We start from the raw sequence: 17,652 nt of genomic DNA on the forward strand, positions 1-17,652 counted from the left end.
GGTCTCGCAGGCTGTCGTCCTCGTGACCCCATCATCAGGTGCGGCTGTCCTTCCTCGGCCGCGCCGCGTCCCGGGCGCTTAGGTCTGCCGGGTGCTGCCAGTTTCGATGAGGATCTGTCGGGCCTGCGCCACGTTGTCGGTCCGCACTGCCCTGGCCATCGCGACGTGCGCGGCGTCGGGTGGCGTATCGGGCGGGACCACCAGCAGGGCGAAGTGATCGTTGTCGCCCCGGGTGATGAGAACCGTGTCGTCACCGATCGGGAAGGAATCGAGGTGGACCACGCGATCGTCGATCGTAAGCCGCGTCGGCAGTTCCTCCCAGGCACTCGCGTCCAAGCCCACGCGTGTGATGGGGCCAAGGTGCTCGGCCAGGGCACTGACCAGCGCGGGAAGCTCTGCACCTATGTCGCGGGAACGTGGCCACCATGCGCCATCCAGGATCCCCTCACGGGCCTGCGTGGTCTCCAGCCGCAGAAGTGCCGTCCCGGGTTTCACGGATCGATGGATCGCGCTCGGCAAAAGTCCTGGGACACGAGGAATATCGGAATCGGTCATGGCGTTTCTGTCCGCCTTCGAGAATTCGACGCATCCATTCACGCCCGGCGACGGACGCGTCCATTCACCGCCCGACGATGTCGGCAGCCACCGGGCGAAGGCTCAGTAGCCCCCACTGTACTCCTCGCGCCGGAGCGGTTTCGTCCTCCGGAAGCTGTGCTGGGGCATGGCGACAAAACCAGGAACCGACCACGGCCGGCAACCGACCCGGCAGGCTTCTCCTCACCCGTGGCCGCCCGCACGGAGACCGCAGACGGCTCCGGCTTTCTCCAGCCGGGGCGGCGAGCGTGACGTAGGCTCGCACCACGCCATAGCCACCGGAGACCACCTCACGTCATCCAGAAAACGAGGCTGGCATGAACCCTGCGGAACCTTTGCCCCGGGCCGGGTACGCCGACGTTCGCATCATCGCGGCTTCCCCCGATATCGCCCGCCGCGTGGCAGACGTTCTCCGGCGTTGCTTCGATTCCACCGAGCAGCGCAGCTACCCGGCCGGCCACGACGGCGGCACCCGGCTCCAGCTCACCGTGGACACCGCGCATCCCGCCGGGCCCGCGCGGTCCTGGCTGGCGGCCAGCCAACCACAGAGAGCTGACCGCCCACAGGGCAGCGAGGCGTGACAAGGCCCGCGCATGCCCTGTACAGCCCGCGGTCCCGGCCTCCCGAAAGGCAGCCGGCAAGCCGTCGAATCCGCATGACCGGCACCAACGGAGGAAAGCAACCGCTCCCCTGACCAGGGCTGCCAGGGCTGCTGTGAACCAGGCGTGAGGCCCCACCCAGTCGGCGCCCGTACCGTCGCCTCATCCCAGAAGGCGGAGCTCGCGAGACGCCCTTACTGTTGGCCCATGAGCGTCTTCATCAAGTTGGTGGAAAATCGTCCGCCGAAGGAATACGCGCAAGCACGTACGGCGGATATCTCCTACGACGACGCCGTCGAGGGAAATTCCGAGATCAGTTACCAATACGACGTGCTGCCCAGTGGCGCCCTGAGAATCCTGCGGGTCACGAGAGGGCAGGAGGCCGTCATCCATTCGGTCTACGCCCCGGGATTGTGGTTCCGCGTCGAGGGCCTCTGCCGCGGTACTACGGAATAGCGGCCCGGACGGGAAAGGTCACACCTCACCTGCAGAGGAAGACCGAAGAGCCGCGAGCGACATCTGCCCTGGTTCTCGTCAGGCTGCTTCCGGTCGCTAGAGGCGACTCGGCAGCGTTCTGGTCGTGCAGCTGAGACCAGATGGGCGCTGGGGCCCTGGGCGGGCACGAGCACGAGGGCCGGAGCGGGCCAACGAGGAGCCAACCGCTACTGGCAAGCAGCGCTTACATCGACGTGATGCCCCCTACAACCACGGTCCTCACGGCAGTACCGTGGCTTGCTCACGCGGTGGGGACACGGATCTCGGGGGCTCCCAGTGGCGGGGAACGCACTGACGCTTGGGAAAATGATCGCCAAGGCCCGCAGGCGCAAGGGGTGGCCACAGCGGGACTTGGCCGCGATGACCGGTAAGTCGGAGAGCTGGGTGTCCCAGGTCGAGCGGGACGTGATCCCGGTCAACAGCCTGGAGACGCTGCGTCAGATCTCCGAAGTCCTGGATATTCCACTGCCCGAACTTCTCGCTGCCGCGCCGCTGCCCGCGCAACCTCCGGCATCAGTTCGCCGAGCATCTGCCTCCGCTAGTGTGGTCCGCAATCTTGGTCCGGAGGAGGGTGACGACCCCGTGCGACGCCGTGAACTTCTGGCCGCTGCGGCGGTGGTCTTCGCTTCTCCCCTGACCAGCGCCACACCAGCCGAGGCCAGCACGCTCGCGCCCCTCGAAGAGCTCCTCCTGTACGGCAGCGCCGCTGTGCCCGAGGACGGTGACGTGTCACCGGCCGGCGTCGCCGCCACGGTGAAGGAATCCCGGGCACACTTCCGAGCCGCCCGCTACGACACCCTGGCCCGGACCCTGCCCGGTCAGATCGCCCGCGCCCGTGCGCTCCAGCCTGCGGAGACGGCAGCCACGGCGGTCGCCGACCTCTACAACATCACCGCTCGCCTGTGCATCAAACTCGGCGAGGACGGACTCGTGGCGATCACCGCGGACCGCGCGCTGAACGCAGCGAGGACCGGCGGAGACGCGCTGACGATCGCCGAGGCCCACCGGATGGTCTCCAGCGCGTGGCGGCGCCAGGGACACCTCGCACGGGCCACCGACATCGCCGTGCGGGCCGCGCAGGATGTACGGGCCGGCCGCGGCACCGCGGAGCCGGCGCGACTGGCCGCGAGCACGTCGCTGCTGGCGACCGCCGCCTACACGGCAGCCAAGATGGGCGACCGGCAGACTGCGCACGCACTGATCGCGGAGGCGGCCGATGCCGCCAAAGCCGGCCGGGCGGCCGCAGATGTCCGCACAGACGCCGGGATCCAGCAGGTACAGCTGCACCAGTTGTCGGTGCACTATCTGCTCGGGGACGCGGGACAGGCGATCGACCTGGCCAAGACCATCGACCCCACCACCTTGCCGACCGCCGAACGGCAGGGGCGGTTCTTCATCGACGTGGCCCGCTGCTTCGACCAGTGGGGCAAGCCCGAACAGTGCTACCGAGCCCTGCTGGCCGCCGAGCGGGCCGCACCGCAGGAGATCCGCCGCGGTGCGGTCAAGGGCATGGCCAACGGCCTGCTCCACCATGACCGGGCTCTTCCTGGCGTCCGCGCCTTCGCCGGTCGCGCTGGAGTCCCCCTCAATTGAACTGACCCGCAAGCGGTTTGCGAGGTCGCAAAGCGTTTGCGGATCTGCCCTTCCTCACGGCGGTTGACTCTTCTTAAGCCGCCAGGGGCCGCGCACGGCCGGCCTCTCCTCGCCCCAGGCGGCGGCGGTTGACCACCCCCGTCTTCGAGGAGTCGCACCATGGCAACCACCCACACCGCCCCACTCCCGCCCACCACGGGTATCGGCAGTGACCAGTGCCGGGCCGACATCGCCGCCGCACTGCGCTCTCGGACCACGCTCCCGCCATACGACGAAGTCCTCCAGCTGATCGACACCCTCAAGGGGCACCTCGCCCCGCTGGTCGAGCACGCAAAAGAGCACGTCAACGAGCACCAGCCGAGAGAGGGCGCCTGGCGCCAGGCCATCGCCGGGGCCGAGTTCCAACTCAAGGCTGGACCTGGCAACGGCCTGGTCTCGGCCACCCACCGCCTCCAGGCCCTCGCCAGGTGCCTGCTGTATTTCCACCGGCACCTGAACCCCGACATGGCGGCCGGTGACCGGTGAAGGGCCGCCACCGCGGTAGGGACCCGCGGTTGGACGTGTGGCTGGAGAGGGTGTGGCTGCTGGGCACCACCGCCGGCCTGACCCTCCTGGCGGCGTTGGTCGTCCAGCACGACGGCGACCACGCCGTGGCTGCCCCGGTCTCCGCCCCTGACACCGAACCGCCGTCGTAGGCGGCCCTATAGCTTCCCGCCGAAACCTCGGCGGGGAAACCGAAAAGAGAGAAGGGAGTACGAGATGGACAACCTGATCGTCTCGAAGCGCACGGTGAAGGCCGCCCGCACCCAGGACCGCCTGAGCGACGGCGGCGGCACCGGCAAGGGCGACGGCAACGACTGATCGGAGCCAGTAGAAGATGACCGCCATCACCGCGGCGGTCCGGAGCCTCGGCGGGGACTTCCCCGCCGAGGCGTTCGGCCGCACCTACCGCCTCTGGCCCCAAGTCAGCGACTTCTCTGACCTGTTCACCTGGGACGACCTCAACGAGATCATCGCCCGGCACCGCCTCGAACCCCCGCGGCTGCGGCTGTTCAACGACGGTGCCCAGGTCCCCCAGCACACTTACACCCACCCAGTGGTCACCAAGCGCCACACTGTCTGGCATCGCATCGAACCGGGCAACCTCCACCACCAGCTCAACGAAGGCGCTTCGCTCGTCCTGGACGCGGTCGACACCCTGCACCGCAGGGTGGAGCGCTTCGCCGAAGCACTGGAACGGCACCTTCGTACCGACGTGCAGGTCAACCTTTATGCGTCGTGGACCTCGAAGGAGGGGTTCGGCCTCCACTTCGACGACCACGATGTGGTGGTCGTCCAACTCGAAGGCGCCAAGCGGTGGAAGATCCACGAACCCACCCGCATCGACCCGCTCCGGATCGACGTCGAAGCGCCCGAACCGCCCGAGAGCGAGCCGGTCGCCGAGATCATTCTGCGCGCCGGCGACATGCTCTACCTGCCCCGCGGCTGGTGGCACGCCGTGGCCGCCACCGAAGGCCGTTCCCTGCACCTGACCTGCGGCCTGAAGCCCACCACCGGCGCCGACCTGCTCTCATGGCTGGCGGGCCAGCTGCGAGCCTCGGCAGCCGTCCGTGCCAACCTCCCCCACCTCGCATCCCGCGAGGAGCAGGTGGCCTATCTGGCAGCGCTTTTGAAGGAGTTCACGGCAGCCCTGCACGAGGGGGTGATCGAGGAGTTCCTCTGCGCGCGGGGCGCAATGGACCCGGGTCGGCCGATGCCGTCCCTGCCGTTCATCGGCGCCATCCCCGCCGACGAACGCCTCCACGTCCGCCTCACCACCTCAGGCGCGTGGTACGAGGTGGACGGCGAGGGCCGACCTGTGATGAACGCAGGCGGCCGGCAGTGGACGTTCGCCGCCCCGGCCCTCTCCGTGGTCAAACACCTCGCCGAGGGAAGGACCGCATCCATAGGCGAGTTGGCGGTAGCCTCGTCGCTTTCCGTCGGCCAGGTCGCCGCTCTGATCACCGAGTTGGTCGCGGCCGACGTCGCAGCCGTCAGCCGCAGAAGGTAGCAATCCCGATGTTCACTGCCCCTGAGCCAACTATCAGGGACCGCATGCTCTCCGCCCGCGCCCACGCCTACAACCTGCTAGACCTCACAGGCACCGCGGGCGGGGAGGTGTGGGGATATGCCGGCCGGACCCTGTCCGGGGCCGCCACGACCCCGGACAGCCCCGTCTGGCTGCGGCTGGTCAGCGACCCCGCCGGCAGAGAAGGCGGGAAGCTGTGGGAAGGCCCCAAAGAGGCAGAACAGCTCGTGCCCCCCACCGTGCCCCGGCCACAGCTGATCGGCTTGCGGGACTGGTCAGCCGGCGGCTGGGGCTACCGGGCAGAACTGTACGAGTACGTCACCACGCCGCCGGTATCCCAAAGCCCGGTCCTCCACCACAGCGTGGAGTTGTCGGATACCTGGTGGCACGACCTCCACCAGGCCATCGACCGCCTCGCGCCCGTCGACACCAGCCGCCAAGCGGTACGCGAGCAGTACATCCGCCACCGCGTTCCGGAATACACCGGCATCACCCCCAACGAGATCACATGGACCACCGCCCACGGCGACCTCCACTGGGCCAACCTCACCGGACCACAACTGACCCTCCTCGACTGGGAAGGCTGGGGCACCGCGCCCACCGGCTACGACGCCGCGAACTTGTACCTGCACTCCCTGCCCGTACCGGACCTTGCAGAACGTGTCCGCAAGGAGTTCGCCGACGTCCTGGGCACCCCCGCCGGCCAGGTCGGGGAGCTGACCGCCTGCACCGAAATCCTTCAGGCAGCTGCCCGAGTGCCGTTCTACGCCGACCTAGCCGACAGTGTGCGGCAGCATCTCGACCACCTCAGCTGAACAGGCAGGGTCAGTCTGGCAGTCAAGACAACCTTGACCTCGGACCGTACGCGCAAGGCGATCACCTCGCTCAGGTCAACTCTTGCCGTCTGCCTTACCCGCGGCGGGTAGTACAGGGCGCCGCCATACTCGCCCGCCGCGCACGAGAGGCGCTGGCCCAAGCTGCCGACCAACCGGCCGACGAAGGGATGCACTGTGGCTCGGCCGACCACCGACGACCAGCCCAAAGCCGTCAAGCCCGCCCTCGAATCCATGACCCTGCTGGTCGCCGCCGTCATCGTCCACGACAAGGCCACCAACCGCGTCGTCCTCCTCCAACGCAGCCAGAACGCCAAGTTCACGCAAGGCACGTGGGATCTGCCGGTCGGCAAGAGCGAACCCCGCGAGCCCATCACCGAAACGGCGGTCCGCAAGCTGTCCGAGGAGACCGGCCTATCCGTGAAGCCCGAAGCGCTGAAGGTCGCCCACATCATCCACGGAGCCTGGGGCGTCGAAGCCCCCAACGGCTTCCTCACCGTCGTCTTCGCCGCCCACGAAGGGACCGGCGACACCGAAAACCGCGAACCACGCAAACACGCCCAGGTCCGTTGGGCCGATGCCGACGCCATCCCCGAGAACTTTGTCGACACCGCCTCAAGCGCTCTCCACCGATATCTCGCGGGAGGCCCGGAGGTCTCCCGCGACGGCTGGCGCTAGGTAGGGTCCGACGGGTCGGGGTGACTCTAGGGCCAGTGTCAGTGACCTTGCGGCTGCCGGGGCCGACGGTGTGCAGTGTGTCCACAGGTGAGACGGTCGAACTGAACTCTATTTCAACGGATTTCGCTCCTGAGTGGTGCGCGGGCATCGGCCGATTCTTGGTGTTCCGCGGTCAGGGTCGGAGGATTTTGGGCACTCTGCTGGGATGAGTCGACTTCCGCGGTATGTGCGGCGGCGGTGGGTACGCCTTGGGGTGTTCGGCCTGCTGACACTGGTGACACTTGTCCTGGGCTGGGTGGTGCTGCGCTCCGGAAAGGACTTCGGGGAAGACCAGCTCGTTGCCTGGGCAGGTCTGTTCGTATCCCTTGCCGCGCTGGCGGTATCCCTGGCCGATCTGTTTCCGACGCTGGTACCGCCGACGGACACCGCGCAGCTCGCGGACGACTTGGCTGTCACGGTGCGCGAGCAGTGGCAGGAGGAAATCACCGCCCGAAGTCTGCGGGGCCCCCAGGTGATCCCGCTGTCCTGGGCGGCGACGAACCGTCCGGTGGCCGCACCCCCGGCCAGTCTGGTCGGCTCAGTGGGCGGTCGCGTGCTGCGGTTGTCGTTGGACGGCCGTCTGGAGGGCGGGTTCGATGCCGCCGCCACACGCCTGGCGGAAGGCTATCGGCGCCTCGACAGCGGCCGGTTGGTGATCCTCGGGGAGCCCGGGGCAGGCAAGACGGTGCTGGCCGCCATGCTCACCCTCGGCCTGCTCGCCGAGCGCGCCTCCGGCGCGCCGGTGCCGGTGCTGTTACAGGTGTCCGGCTGGGATCCGGTGAGTGTGTCGCTCAACGACTGGATGGTGGCCGAGCTGGCCCAGGCGTATTACGGCGGGCGGGAGGATGTTCCGCGGCGGCTGCTGGCGCACCGGCGCCTGCTGGCCGTGCTCGACGGTTTGGACGAGATGCCCGAGGCGTCCCGGCGCAGTGCGGTGCGGGCGATCAATGAAGCGTTCGGCGAGGAACGTGGCGTGGTGCTGACCTGCCGCTCGGCGGAGTACCAGGACGTCATCAAGGGCGGTTCCCCGGTGCTGCGCCGGGCCCCGGTCGTGGAGGTGGCCCCGGTCTCCGTGGCGGACGGCATGGCCTACCTGAGTGCGGTGAGCTGGCCCGAGGGCGTGACCTGGGAGCCGGTCTACGAGCGCCTACGCACGGATCCCAATGGTCCGCTGGCCACGGCACTGTCCACCCCACTGGCACTGACCCTGGCGCGCACCGTCTACAGCAACACCGGCCGCGACCCCGCCGAACTGCTGGCGTTCGAATCGGCACACGCGGTGGAGGATCATCTGGTCGACCATCTCGTCACCGCCGCCTACGCACCACCGCCGGGGAGCCGCGGGCAGCGGGCTGATGGCGCCTGGCTACGCAAAGCCGAGCGCGCAGAGCGGTACCTGACTTTCCTGGCCACCTACCTGCACCGGCAGCGGGAACGCGACCTGCGCTGGTGGGTGATGAACTACCGTCTGCTGCCACGGTCGGCCGGGCTCGTCGTGGGCATCGTGGTGGCCCTGACCGTCATGGCCCTTGCCGCCATTGTCGCCGTGGCGCAAGGCAAAAAACTCTTCGGCGCAGATGGGGTTCTGCTGTGCGTCGGCTGCGGAGTTCTGGCCACCATCACGTGGTACGCGGCACCGCACCGGCCGCCGGGCAGGCTGTCGTTCACCCGGCGCGGGTCAATCGGGCGGATACGCAGCGGCTTCACCACCGGGATGAAGCTGAGCACGATCCTCGCTGGCCCTGTCGTCGTCACGATGGCCGGACAGGTCACCTTCTCCGAAGAAGGCTGGACCAGCGTCGAACGTCTCGGCTACATCCTGTCCCTGGCGTCCGTTGTGGGGGTTGGGTTCGCGGTCAGCCTGACTGTGGCGGTCCACGCATGGCTCGATGCCCCGCCTGAGCGGGCAACCGGCGCCAGCCCCTTGGGCCTCCTGCGACAAGACCGCGCATCCTCCGTGACCGGAGCGCTGGCCGCAGGAGCTACCTTCGGTCTCGCTGTGACCCCTTTGCCGATCTTGACGAGGGCCGCAGCCTCTATGGGGGTCCTCTACATCACCCACACGCCCTTTGGTCTTCCCACCGGCGCATTCGAACAGCTCCCCACCGTGGACGACGCCTATCCCTCGCCGTTCGGCCGCCCCGTCCACGACCTGCCGGCCAGCGCCCTGTTTTTCTCGATGTACGCAGCGAGTATTGCCCTGCTCGTCGTGCTGACCCGGGCCTGGCCCCGGTTCCTCCTCCTGCGGCTGTTTCTCGCCGCACGCGGCAAACTCCCCTGGAGGCTCATGCGGTTCCTTGCCGACGTTCGAGACCGTCAGCTGCTGCGCCAGTCCGCCGGCGCCTACCAGTTCCGCCACATCCGTCTGCAAGAACGGCTCGCCGGTCGCTCATTGGCACAGGACCGAGCCCCCCACACTCCGCAAAGCATCGCGCGCCGCCGCATCCGGACGGTCGGGGCCTCCACCGCAACGCTGCTCGCGTGTGCTCTCACGGTCCGCTACGCACTGCCGGACGACCCTTCAGAGGTTGTTGTGACGACCAAACACGACGTCCAGGACATCGCCTTCGCACCGGACACGCAGCACCTCGTCACCATGGACCACAAAGGCACGCTCCAAAGCTGGAACACCCGTACAGGCGAAGAGGAGACAGCGGGCTCAGCGCAAGTGCCTCCACGCTTCATGCCGGACCATCGTCCTCCCGCTGTGACAGCGCAGAAGGACGGCCTACTTGTAGTTCCCCCCTTCCCCACCAGCGGCCGCAACGCGCTGCTCTTCCCGTGGGACGGCGCACCAAGCCGCCCAGCCCGCCTACCCCCGCACTTCCCATCCCGCCTCCCCTCCGATGCCCTGACTCTGGACGGCCGCTACGTGCCCGTTGCCGTAAGCCCGGGAGGCCGATACCTACTCATTCCACGCAAGATCGTCGGCAAGGAGCAACGAAGCGAGCTACGCGACACGCTGACCGGGAAATCGACCACGGTGACCCTGCGTGCCGCCCATCCAGCACGCTCGGTACTGAGCGCTGACGGCAAGCGCGTCTTCTACCATCGTTCCGACGCAAGAGATTGGGTGATTGCCGGCACACAGAAGGCACCGGGCGCATCCAGCTGCTCCGTGCCTGCACCTGTCGGGCCGGGTTACGAAGGCGGCATCGGAGCGATCAACGCCACGGGCACGCGACTCGCTACCGTGGTCCAAGACACCATCCTGATCTACGACAACCACTGTCATCTGATGCGAGCGATGAGAACACCTTGGGCCATTGCCAATCTCGCGCTTAACGACGCCGGCACCGAACTGGCGGCCAGTGCTGACAACATCACTGTGCTGTACCGGATATGAACCCGGTCCAAAGGCAGGCTGCCTGACACCGTGCCGTGATCACTCCGCCGATCGCCCCTGACCTCCGGCATCAGAGTTCCCGATCCTGATGGGTGTGTAACGGCTGGCCCGGGTGCGCTGGACCCGGAGGGCGAGGTGAAGCTGGCCGAGCAGGGCGTGTCCGTGCGGTGCCTGGTTGCCGCGGACAGCTCGGTCCTGAGAGCGCCAACCAGCCAGGCAACGTCGCTGTCATGGTGAGCGCCTGTTGACATGCGAGGGGCCTGGCGAACAGCAGCGGTGCCAGGCCCCTCGCTCATGCGGCGATAGATCGCGCGACAACAGGCCCTGGGACGAACAACAGACTGCACAACCTCAACCGGGACAGCTGGAAGCCAGCGAGGGCCCGGACAACGGCACAGCACCGGAGCAGTCCGCACACAGTCCGCAAGACACCCGATCGAGACCGTCGCACCCCGTCGCCAGTAATCAGCGAAAGGCCAGGTCAGCGACCTACAGCAGTCATCGCTGCAGGTCACCGACCTGGCCGATTACTTGGAGACGAAGAAGGGCTGAGCCCGGCTCATCCCCTTCGGCCGGCGGTCCTCCCGACCGCCTGGTCCCCTGACCGCACCCGGTCCGCGAGCCGCCGCAACCCGGCGGCCCTGGCGGGCCGGGTGCGGTCGTTTGCGGTGATGTGCGGTCGGTTGCGGTCGTGTGCGCCAGGACGCGACCTTCGCGGGCGGGGCGGATCCGCCGGTCACGGGTGGGTGATAGCCCTGCCCTATAAGCCCCTGACGCCCTAGTGACCGGGCGCCAGCACGCCGCCGTGCCGGACCAGCCAGTCGTGGTACGCCTCGCTGGCCCAGGCGATCTCGGTGTACGCGGCGGTCAGGTCGGCGAACAGCTCGTCGGCGGAGGCGGCCGGCGGGCCGTCCGCGCGGCAGGCCATGAAGAGCCGGACCGCCAGCGGGTCGCAGTGCAGCGGGCGGATGGCCATGCCGGGGCGTGAGCGGGCGGTGGGCTGGCAGGGGGTGACCACCTCGCCGGCGATGACGAGGTCCACGGCGGTGAGGTAATCGCCGTGCACCACCCGGGGGTTGATGCCGGCCGCCGACCAGATCCGGCGCAGTCCGGCCCACTCGCCGTCCACCGTCGGATCGACCATCCACTGGTCGGTGGCCAGGTCGGCGACCCGGACGACGGTCCGCCCGGCCGCCGGGTGGCTCTCCGCGAGGGCGATGAACTGCGGTTCCCTGGCGAGGAGTTCGCGCTCCACCAGGCCGTCGGGGACGCGCAGCGGGGCGCCCTCGACCTCGTGCACGAAGGCCGCGTCGAGCTGTCCCATCGCCACCATGTGCAGCAGGGCGTTGGCGGACACATCGGTACGTATCGTGGTGTCGGTCTCCGGCAGTCGGGCGCGCAGCCGGCGCAACCAGCCCGCGACGGCCGGGCTGTTGGTGCTGCCGATCCGCAGCCGGGTGCCTTCCTCCCTGACCGAGACCGAGGCGATGTCCTCGACAAGCGCGCGCATCTCGGCCACTATCGGCCGGGCGCGACAGAGCACGGAATGCCCGAGCGGGGTGGGCCGGCTACCGGTCGGCTCCCGGAAGAAGAGCTGGCCGCCGAGGGCCTTCTCGATGCGGTGGAGCTGGGTCGTCAAGGAAGGCTGCGTCATCCCCAGCTGTCGGGCCGCCTTGCGCACGCTGCCGGTGTCGGCGATGGCGCACAGGGCGCGAAGATGCCTTACCTCAAGCTCCACGCCCGGAGCATAAACGCGCAGGCACGGCTCACACCAGACTCTCAGGGCGCTCCGAACTCCGGGGCTTCACCAGCACGTTGGTCCATGGCCATCAAGGGTATTGACTCGCGCTATCGCCACCTGGCATCTCCGCCCCACGGGTGAACTCCGTCCACACTCAACGGCACCAAGAAATCCGCAGGGCCCCGGCCGCCGCCCCACACGGCGGCCGTACGGCCACTCGGAAATTAAGGAGCCCCCCACATGAGATCTCCCAAGACGGCGCTGTCGGCTGCGCTCGGTCTGGGCCTCGCCGCCGCGTTCGCCGCGGCCGCCCCGGTGTCGGCGACTTCCCCCGCCTCCCACCACAGCACCCCCGCCTCGATCGCCGCCTACACCGGCTCGGCGGCCGAGAAGGCGGACACCAAGGCGTTCTTCCAGGCCGTCATGAAGTCGGCCCAGGCCAAGCTGAAGGCCAACCCGCACCTGGAGTCGGTCACCGTCACCTACGACGCGAGCGCCGCTCCGACCTTCGCGAACGAGATATCCCAGAGCGCCTCGATCTGGAACAGCGCGGTGCAGAACGTCAAGCTGCAATCGGGCAGCGGCGGCGACTTCCAGTACAAGGAGGGCAACGACCCGCGCGGTTCGTACGCCAGCACCGACGGCCACGGCAAGGGCTTCGTCTTCATCGACTACAGCCAGGCCCAGCAGTACAACCGCACCCGCATCGTGGCGCACGAGACCGGCCACGTGCTGGGCCTGCCGGACCACTACGAGGGTCCGTGCAGCGAGCTGATGTCCGGTGGCGGGCCCGGCCCGTCCTGCCAGAACACCCAGCCGGACGCCAACGAGCGCGCCCAGGTCGACCAGCTCTGGGCGAACGGCCTGGCCGGGATCCGCTTCGGCGGCTGACCCACCCGGCCGTCCCCGGACGCGGCACGGCGGTCGGTCCGCCGTCCCCCGGCCGGGCTGACGGCGGTCGGGAGGACGGCGGGCCCGGGCTGACGGGGCCGGTACCTGGCGGCCGGCTCCGTACCCCCCACCAGCCCTCGCGTTCCGTACGTCCACCCACGCGGTGGGGCTCCTCGTCGGGCCCCACCGCTTCCGTGTGTGCGGGCAGTTGGGCGGACCGGCCCCCGGGGTCAGGACCACAGGGCGTGGGCGAGGGCCATCCCGGCGCCGGCGGCGGTCAGTCCGGCCGCCAGGCTCAGCACGATGTTGAGCGCGGCGTACCGGCGCGCCCCGTCGGTGACCAGCCGCAGGGTCTCGTAGGAGAACGTCGAATAGGTCGTCAGCGCCCCGCACAGGCCGGTGCCGAGCAGCAGTTGGGCGTGCGGCCCGGCGGCGCCGGTGGCGACCGCGCCGGTCAGCAGGCCGAGGATCAGGCTGCCGACGGCGTTGACGGTCCACGTCCCCCAGGGGAAGACGGTGTCGTGCCGGGCCTGGACGAAGCGGTCGGTGAGGAAGCGCAGCGGTGCCCCGACCATGGCACCGGCCACCACCAGCAGCCAGTTCACCCGCGTGTGCCCTCCCCGCCGGCGGTCCCGTCCGCCCGGCCCCGGAACGCGATCATCTCGCACGGGTCGAGGGTCACCAGGCCCCCGCCCGCCAGGAGTTCGGTCAGCTGCGGCAGGAACGCCCGCACCCGCTCCTCGGTGTCCACCACGACCACCGCCACCGGCAGTTCTTCGCTGAGCGACAGCAGCCGCTGGGTGTGGATGAGCGAGGTCGCCCCGAAGCCCTCGACGCCGCGGAAGGCGCTCGCCCCGGCGAGGCCCGCGGCGCGGGCGCGGTGCACGATCTCCGCGTAGAGCGGCCGGTGGTGCCAGGCGTCCTGCTCGCCGACGACGACGGTCAGCCGCAGCGCCGGGCTCCCGACCGAAGGCGCCGGACCGGGCGCCGCGTGGTCTGTCATGCCGGTCGCCGCCGCAGTCCGAGGAGCGCCCGGGTGGCGGTGCCGGCCAGCGCCACCGCCGACAGCGCGGCGAGCAGGGTGCCGGCGAGGTAGGCCAGGGCGAGCGGCAGCCGCCCGGCGGCCACCAGGCGCTCGACGTCCACCGCGTAGGTGGAGAAGGTGGTGAAGCCGCCGAGGATGCCGGTGCCCAGGAACGGGCGGAGCAGCCGGTGGGCCGTCCACACCTCGGTGATCAGCACCATCAGGATGCCCATCAGTGCGCAGCCGACCACGTTGACCACGAGCGTGGTCCAGGGGAAGGCGGCGTCGGAGGTCGGCCAGAGCAGGCCGGCGGCGTAGCGGGCCGTGGCGCCGAGGGCACCGCCGACGGCCACCACGCCGATCACCGGCCACTCGCCCTGCCAGGGCAATGGCCGGCGGGCTCGCTCGTCCATGGGTCCGTGGGCCTCCCTGTCTGTGTCCGGCGGGTCACCGCCGCCCCCAGGTTAAGCCTGATCATTTGACACGGCTAAACATGGGATGTTCCCATCACCGGTGGAATCGGATGCCCTGTCGACGGGTATCCGCCGTGAGCGGACCCGCGGAACGCGGACGAGAGGACGACGCCGATGCCGCTGCGCAGCACCGCCCGCACCAGCCTCGTCGAGCTGGTCATCGAGCAGATGGAGCGGCTGATCGCCGACGGCGAGTGGCCGGTCGGCGCGAAGATCCCGGCCGAGCCGGTGCTCGTGGAGCAGTTGGACGTCGGCCGGAACACCGTCCGCGAGGCGGTCCGGGCCCTGGTGCACACCGGGATGCTGGAGCCGCGGCAGGGCGACGGGACCTACGTCCGCGCCCGCAGCGGTTTCGGTGCGGCCGTCCAGCGCCGACTGCGCCGGGCCGCCAACTTGGAGGCGTACGAGGTCCGTTCCTGCCTGGAGCGGGACGCCGCGCGGTATGCGGCCGAGCGCCGCACGGACGAGGACCTGGCCGCGCTGCGGGAAGCGCTGGCGGTGCGCGGCCGGGCCTGGGAGGCCGGCAACGTGCCCCGGTTCGTGGAGGCGGACGTGCGCTTCCACCGGGCGGTCGCGGCGGCCGCGCACAACAGCCTGCTGGCCGAGCTGTACGAGCAGTTCAGCGACGCCCTGCGGGAGGCGCTGGCGGCCGTGGTAGACACCCCGCTGCTGCCCGACGCGGTCCGCCACCAGTTCGACGCGCACGCCGCGATCGTCGACGCCATCGAGGCCCGCGACCCGGACGCCGCCGAGCGGGCCGCGCTGGCGCACCTCGCGGAGGCCGCCGACGCCCTGCGCGAGCCGCCGGCGCGACCGGCGGACGGCACGAACAGCAACGACGCGACAGAGGAGGAACCCCGGTCATGAGCCAAGGACCGGCATCGGCCATATCGGAGGCCCGGCCGCAGCCGGCCGGCGGGACGACGGCCCCGGCCGGGGACGCCCCCGCGCCCGCCGGCGCCACCGGCCGGCGCGCCCTCCACCTCGCCGCCGGCGTCGTCCTGTTGGCGCTGAACCTGCGCCCGGCGCTGGTCGCGGTCTCCCCGCTGGCCGACACCATCCGCGCCGACAGCGGGATGTCGGCGGCCGCCACCAGCCTGCTGACCGCGCTGCCGCTGCTCTGCTTCGGGCTGCTGGCGCCGGTGGCGCCGCGGCTGGGCCGGCGCTTCGGCACGGAGCGGTCGCTGCTCGGCACCATGGTGCTGATCTGCCTGGGCACCGGGCTGCGGCTGCTGGACTCGGTGGTGGCGCTGTTCGCCGGGACCGTCGTGATCGGCGCCGGCATCGCCGTCGCCAACGTCCTGCTGCCCGGCCTGATCAAGCGGGACTTCCCGGCGAAGGCGGGCCTGATGACCGGGCTCTACTCGATGTCGCTGTTCGGCGGCGCGGCGCTGGCCGCCGGCGTCACCGTCCCGGTGCAGCAGGCCGCCGGGCTCTCCTGGCAGGCCACGCTGGCCTGTTGGGGCGCGCTGGCAGTGCTCGCGCTGGTTGTCTGGCTGCCGCAGGTCCGCTCCCGCGCCGCGGCGACGGAGGCCGCCGCCCGGCAGGCCGCCCACCCCGTCCGCGGTCTGTGGCGCTCCCCGCTGGCCTGGCAGGTCACCGCCTACATGGGGCTCCAGTCGCTGAGCTACTACGCGGCCGCCGCCTGGCTGCCGACGATCCTCAAGGACGCCGGGATGAGCGCGGGCGACGCCGGCTGGATGCTGTCGTTCTCCTCGCTGTCGGGGATCGCGGGCTCGTTCCTGGCGCCGGTGATCGTCGGCCGCCGGCTGCGGGCGGGGACGCTGGCCGCGCTGGGCGCGGTGCTGTGCGCGGCGGGCTTCGCCGGGGTCTGGGCGGCGCCGGTCGGCGGCGCGTACCTGTGGATGACGCTGCTGGGCCTGGGCCAGGGTGCGGCGATCAGCCTGGCGCTGCTGTTCATCGTCCAGCGCGCCCCGGACGCCCGGCGCACCGCCCAACTCTCCAGCATGGCCCAGTGCTTCGGATACGTCCTGGCCGCCACCGGCCCGGCGGTGCTGGGCGCCGTCCACGACGCCTCGGGCACCTGGGCGGTGCCGCTGGCGGTGCTGCTGGTGCTGTTGGTGCCGCAGGTGGTGGCGGGGTTCGGGGCCGCCCGGCCGGGGCACGTCGGGGGGCGGTGAGCGCCCGTCACGGCGCCCCGCGCCCGGCCCCGTAACGGCGTTACAGCCAGCCGTTCCGCTTGAATCCGCGGTGCATCAGCCCACAGATCGCCACCATCACGACCATCACCAGCGGATAGCCGAAGGTCCAGCTCTTCTCCGGCATGTACTCGAAGTTCATGCCGTAGACGCCGGTGACCATGGTGGGGACGGCCAGGATCGCCGCCCAGGCGGACATCCGGCGCATCGCGTCGTTCTGGGCGTTGGCGACCTGGGCGAGATGTGCCTGGAGTATCGAGTTGAGCAGTTCGTCGAAGCCGGTGATCCGCTCGCGGACCTGGTCGAGGTGGTCCGCGACGTCCCGGAAGTAGGTCTTGGTCCGGGGGTCGATGAACTGCAGCGAGCGGGTCGCCAGCTCCTGGAGGGGGCGGTCCAGCGGGGTCACCGCCCGCTTGAACTCCAGCAGTTCGCGCTTGAGCTGGTAGATCCGGTCGGCGCCGCGGCTGCCGCGGACCGAGAAGACCTCGCTCTCGACGTCGTCGATGTCGTCCTGGACGGCGGCGGCGACGTCGAGGTAGTCGTCCACGACGAGGTCGGCGATGGCGTGCAGCACCGCGGACGGGCCGAGCGCGAGCTGCTCCGGGTCGCGCTCCAGCTGCTCGCGCAGCGGGCCCAGCGAACCGTGGCCGCCGTGCCGCACCGTGATCACGAAGTCGACGCCGGTGAAGACCATGATCTCGCCGGTGTCGACGACCTCGCTGGTGTCGGTGAGCTGGTCGTGTTCGACGTAGCGGACGGTCTTGAAGACGGTGAACAGCGAGTCGTCGTAGTGCTCCAGCTTGGGGCGCTGGTGGGCGTGGACGGCGTCCTCGACGGCGAGCGGGTGCAGCCCGAACAGCTCGACGATGCCGGCGAACTCCACCTCGGACGGCTCGTGCAGACCGATCCACACAAAGCCGTCGCCGGTCTCCCGGACCTGCCGGATCGCCTCCTGCGCCGGCTGGTGGCCGTCCTGGCGCGCGCCCGCCACATAGACCGCGCAGTTCACCACGGCCGTACCGAGCGGTGAGCGGGCCGGGTGGCTGAGGTCCACCCCGCCCTGGCGCGGCTGCGGCAGCCGGGCGGCCTTGCGGAGGTTGCTGATCATCGACACCCGGC

18 protein-coding genes are annotated in these 17,652 nt (G+C 70.1%); 12 read left to right on the forward strand and 6 right to left on the reverse strand.

All coding sequences use genetic code 11. The features are described 5' to 3' along the window. Positions 1-78 precede the first annotated feature (78 nt). Positions 79-555, reverse strand: coding sequence for a DUF5994 family protein (locus MOV08_RS14945; RefSeq protein ID WP_073443514.1), 477 nt, complete (start codon positions 553-555; stop codon positions 79-81). A 356-nt stretch (positions 556-911) separates the two neighbouring features. Between MOV08_RS14945 and MOV08_RS14950 the strand changes: the two genes are divergently transcribed. From MOV08_RS14950 to MOV08_RS14990, 9 genes are all read left to right on the forward strand, one after another. Then, entirely contained in the window at positions 912-1,175 is a 264-nt protein-coding gene (locus MOV08_RS14950; RefSeq protein WP_275307734.1) for a hypothetical protein, read from the forward strand. A 225-nt stretch (positions 1,176-1,400) separates the two neighbouring features. Beyond that, positions 1,401-1,649 carry a hypothetical protein gene (locus MOV08_RS14955; RefSeq protein WP_073443515.1) on the forward strand — a complete coding sequence of 83 codons (249 nt, stop codon included), beginning with the start codon at positions 1,401-1,403 and terminating at the stop codon, positions 1,647-1,649. Between the two features lie 345 nt (positions 1,650-1,994). Further along, positions 1,995-3,281, forward strand: coding sequence for a helix-turn-helix domain-containing protein (locus MOV08_RS14960; protein ID WP_275307735.1), 1,287 nt, complete (start codon positions 1,995-1,997; stop codon positions 3,279-3,281). A 159-nt stretch (positions 3,282-3,440) separates the two neighbouring features. Beyond that, positions 3,441-3,806, forward strand: coding sequence for a DUF6415 family natural product biosynthesis protein (locus tag MOV08_RS14965; RefSeq protein WP_275307736.1), 366 nt, complete (start codon positions 3,441-3,443; stop codon positions 3,804-3,806). Between the two features lie 29 nt (positions 3,807-3,835). Then, positions 3,836-3,976: a hypothetical protein gene (locus MOV08_RS14970; RefSeq protein ID WP_275307737.1), complete on the forward strand. Its 141-nt coding sequence runs from the start codon at positions 3,836-3,838 to the stop codon at positions 3,974-3,976. A gap of 182 nt (positions 3,977-4,158) precedes the next feature. Further along, positions 4,159-5,331 carry a cupin domain-containing protein gene (locus MOV08_RS14975; protein WP_275307738.1) on the forward strand — a complete coding sequence of 391 codons (1,173 nt, stop codon included), beginning with the start codon at positions 4,159-4,161 and terminating at the stop codon, positions 5,329-5,331. A 44-nt stretch (positions 5,332-5,375) separates the two neighbouring features. Continuing rightward, positions 5,376-6,164 (forward strand): phosphotransferase family protein, encoded by a 789-nt coding sequence (locus tag MOV08_RS14980; protein WP_275307739.1) that lies wholly within the window; start codon positions 5,376-5,378, stop codon positions 6,162-6,164. Between the two features lie 162 nt (positions 6,165-6,326). After that, positions 6,327-6,860, forward strand: a complete 534-nt coding sequence (locus MOV08_RS14985; protein ID WP_275311785.1) for an NUDIX domain-containing protein — start codon at positions 6,327-6,329, stop codon at positions 6,858-6,860. A 253-nt stretch (positions 6,861-7,113) separates the two neighbouring features. Continuing rightward, the gene (locus tag MOV08_RS14990) at positions 7,114-10,245 is read left to right on the forward strand and encodes an NACHT domain-containing protein (RefSeq protein WP_275307740.1); all 3,132 of its coding nucleotides are present in this window, start codon (positions 7,114-7,116) and stop codon (positions 10,243-10,245) included. Positions 10,246-11,023: 778 nt separating this feature from the next. Here MOV08_RS14990 and MOV08_RS14995 read toward each other — a convergent pair. Continuing rightward, the gene (locus tag MOV08_RS14995) at positions 11,024-11,983 is read right to left on the reverse strand and encodes a LysR family transcriptional regulator (RefSeq protein ID WP_039632852.1); all 960 of its coding nucleotides are present in this window, start codon (positions 11,981-11,983) and stop codon (positions 11,024-11,026) included. A gap of 243 nt (positions 11,984-12,226) precedes the next feature. Between MOV08_RS14995 and snpA the strand changes: the two genes are divergently transcribed. Next, positions 12,227-12,877 (forward strand): snapalysin, encoded by a 651-nt coding sequence (gene snpA / locus MOV08_RS15000; RefSeq protein WP_275307741.1) that lies wholly within the window; start codon positions 12,227-12,229, stop codon positions 12,875-12,877. Between the two features lie 230 nt (positions 12,878-13,107). On the opposite strand, the gene crcB (MOV08_RS15005) is transcribed toward snpA, so the two are convergent. From crcB (MOV08_RS15005) to crcB (MOV08_RS15015), 3 genes are read right to left on the reverse strand one after another with little or no spacing between them, the layout of a single operon-like run. Continuing rightward, the gene (crcB, locus tag MOV08_RS15005; RefSeq protein ID WP_039632856.1) at positions 13,108-13,482 is read right to left on the reverse strand and encodes a fluoride efflux transporter CrcB; all 375 of its coding nucleotides are present in this window, start codon (positions 13,480-13,482) and stop codon (positions 13,108-13,110) included. Continuing rightward, on the reverse strand, positions 13,479-13,880 hold the full coding sequence (locus tag MOV08_RS15010; protein ID WP_052286744.1) for a DUF190 domain-containing protein: 402 nt from the start codon (positions 13,878-13,880) through the stop codon (positions 13,479-13,481). The genes crcB (MOV08_RS15005) and MOV08_RS15010 overlap by 4 nt, the downstream gene beginning before the upstream one ends. After that, entirely contained in the window at positions 13,877-14,314 is a 438-nt protein-coding gene (crcB, locus tag MOV08_RS15015) for a fluoride efflux transporter CrcB (protein WP_275307742.1), read from the reverse strand. The genes MOV08_RS15010 and crcB (MOV08_RS15015) overlap by 4 nt, the downstream gene beginning before the upstream one ends. Positions 14,315-14,488: 174 nt before the next feature. On the opposite strand from crcB (MOV08_RS15015), the gene MOV08_RS15020 reads away from it, so the two are divergent. Beyond that, the gene (locus tag MOV08_RS15020) at positions 14,489-15,241 is read left to right on the forward strand and encodes a FadR/GntR family transcriptional regulator (protein WP_275307743.1); all 753 of its coding nucleotides are present in this window, start codon (positions 14,489-14,491) and stop codon (positions 15,239-15,241) included. After that, entirely contained in the window at positions 15,238-16,515 is a 1,278-nt protein-coding gene (locus MOV08_RS15025) for a CynX/NimT family MFS transporter (RefSeq protein WP_039632862.1), read from the forward strand. Before MOV08_RS15020 ends, MOV08_RS15025 begins: the two co-directional genes overlap by 4 nt. Before the next feature lie 40 nt (positions 16,516-16,555). Here MOV08_RS15025 and corA read toward each other — a convergent pair whose 3' ends face one another. Continuing rightward, a complete protein-coding gene (gene corA / locus MOV08_RS15030) occupies positions 16,556-17,641 on the reverse strand; it encodes a magnesium/cobalt transporter CorA (protein WP_275311786.1) in 1,086 nt (361 codons plus the stop codon). Positions 17,642-17,652 lie beyond the last annotated feature (11 nt).

The sequence above is a fragment of the Streptomyces yunnanensis genome (genome assembly GCF_029011865.1).
Lineage (GTDB): Bacteria > Actinomycetota > Actinomycetes > Streptomycetales > Streptomycetaceae > Streptomyces > Streptomyces yunnanensis.

Bases quoted from the DNA above. Each gene is read 5' to 3' on its own strand.
- snpA (WP_275307741.1), top strand. From the start codon at position 12,227: ATGAGATCTCCCAAGACGGCGCTGTCGGCTGCGCTCGGTCTGGGCCTC.
- MOV08_RS15010 (WP_052286744.1), bottom strand. From the start codon at position 13,880: ATGACAGACCACGCGGCGCCCGGTCCGGCGCCTTCGGTCGGGAGCCCG.
- MOV08_RS15025 (WP_039632862.1), top strand. From the start codon at position 15,238: ATGAGCCAAGGACCGGCATCGGCCATATCGGAGGCCCGGCCGCAGCCG.
- MOV08_RS14945 (WP_073443514.1), bottom strand. From the start codon at position 555: ATGACCGATTCCGATATTCCTCGTGTCCCAGGACTTTTGCCGAGCGCG.
- MOV08_RS14965 (WP_275307736.1), top strand. From the start codon at position 3,441: ATGGCAACCACCCACACCGCCCCACTCCCGCCCACCACGGGTATCGGC.
- MOV08_RS14955 (WP_073443515.1), top strand. From the start codon at position 1,401: ATGAGCGTCTTCATCAAGTTGGTGGAAAATCGTCCGCCGAAGGAATAC.
- MOV08_RS14975 (WP_275307738.1), top strand. From the start codon at position 4,159: ATGACCGCCATCACCGCGGCGGTCCGGAGCCTCGGCGGGGACTTCCCC.
- crcB (WP_275307742.1), bottom strand. From the start codon at position 14,314: ATGGACGAGCGAGCCCGCCGGCCATTGCCCTGGCAGGGCGAGTGGCCG.
- MOV08_RS14950 (WP_275307734.1), top strand. From the start codon at position 912: ATGAACCCTGCGGAACCTTTGCCCCGGGCCGGGTACGCCGACGTTCGC.
- corA (WP_275311786.1), bottom strand. From the start codon at position 17,641: ATGATCAGCAACCTCCGCAAGGCCGCCCGGCTGCCGCAGCCGCGCCAG.
- MOV08_RS14960 (WP_275307735.1), top strand. From the start codon at position 1,995: ATGATCGCCAAGGCCCGCAGGCGCAAGGGGTGGCCACAGCGGGACTTG.
- MOV08_RS15020 (WP_275307743.1), top strand. From the start codon at position 14,489: ATGCCGCTGCGCAGCACCGCCCGCACCAGCCTCGTCGAGCTGGTCATC.
- MOV08_RS14980 (WP_275307739.1), top strand. From the start codon at position 5,376: ATGCTCTCCGCCCGCGCCCACGCCTACAACCTGCTAGACCTCACAGGC.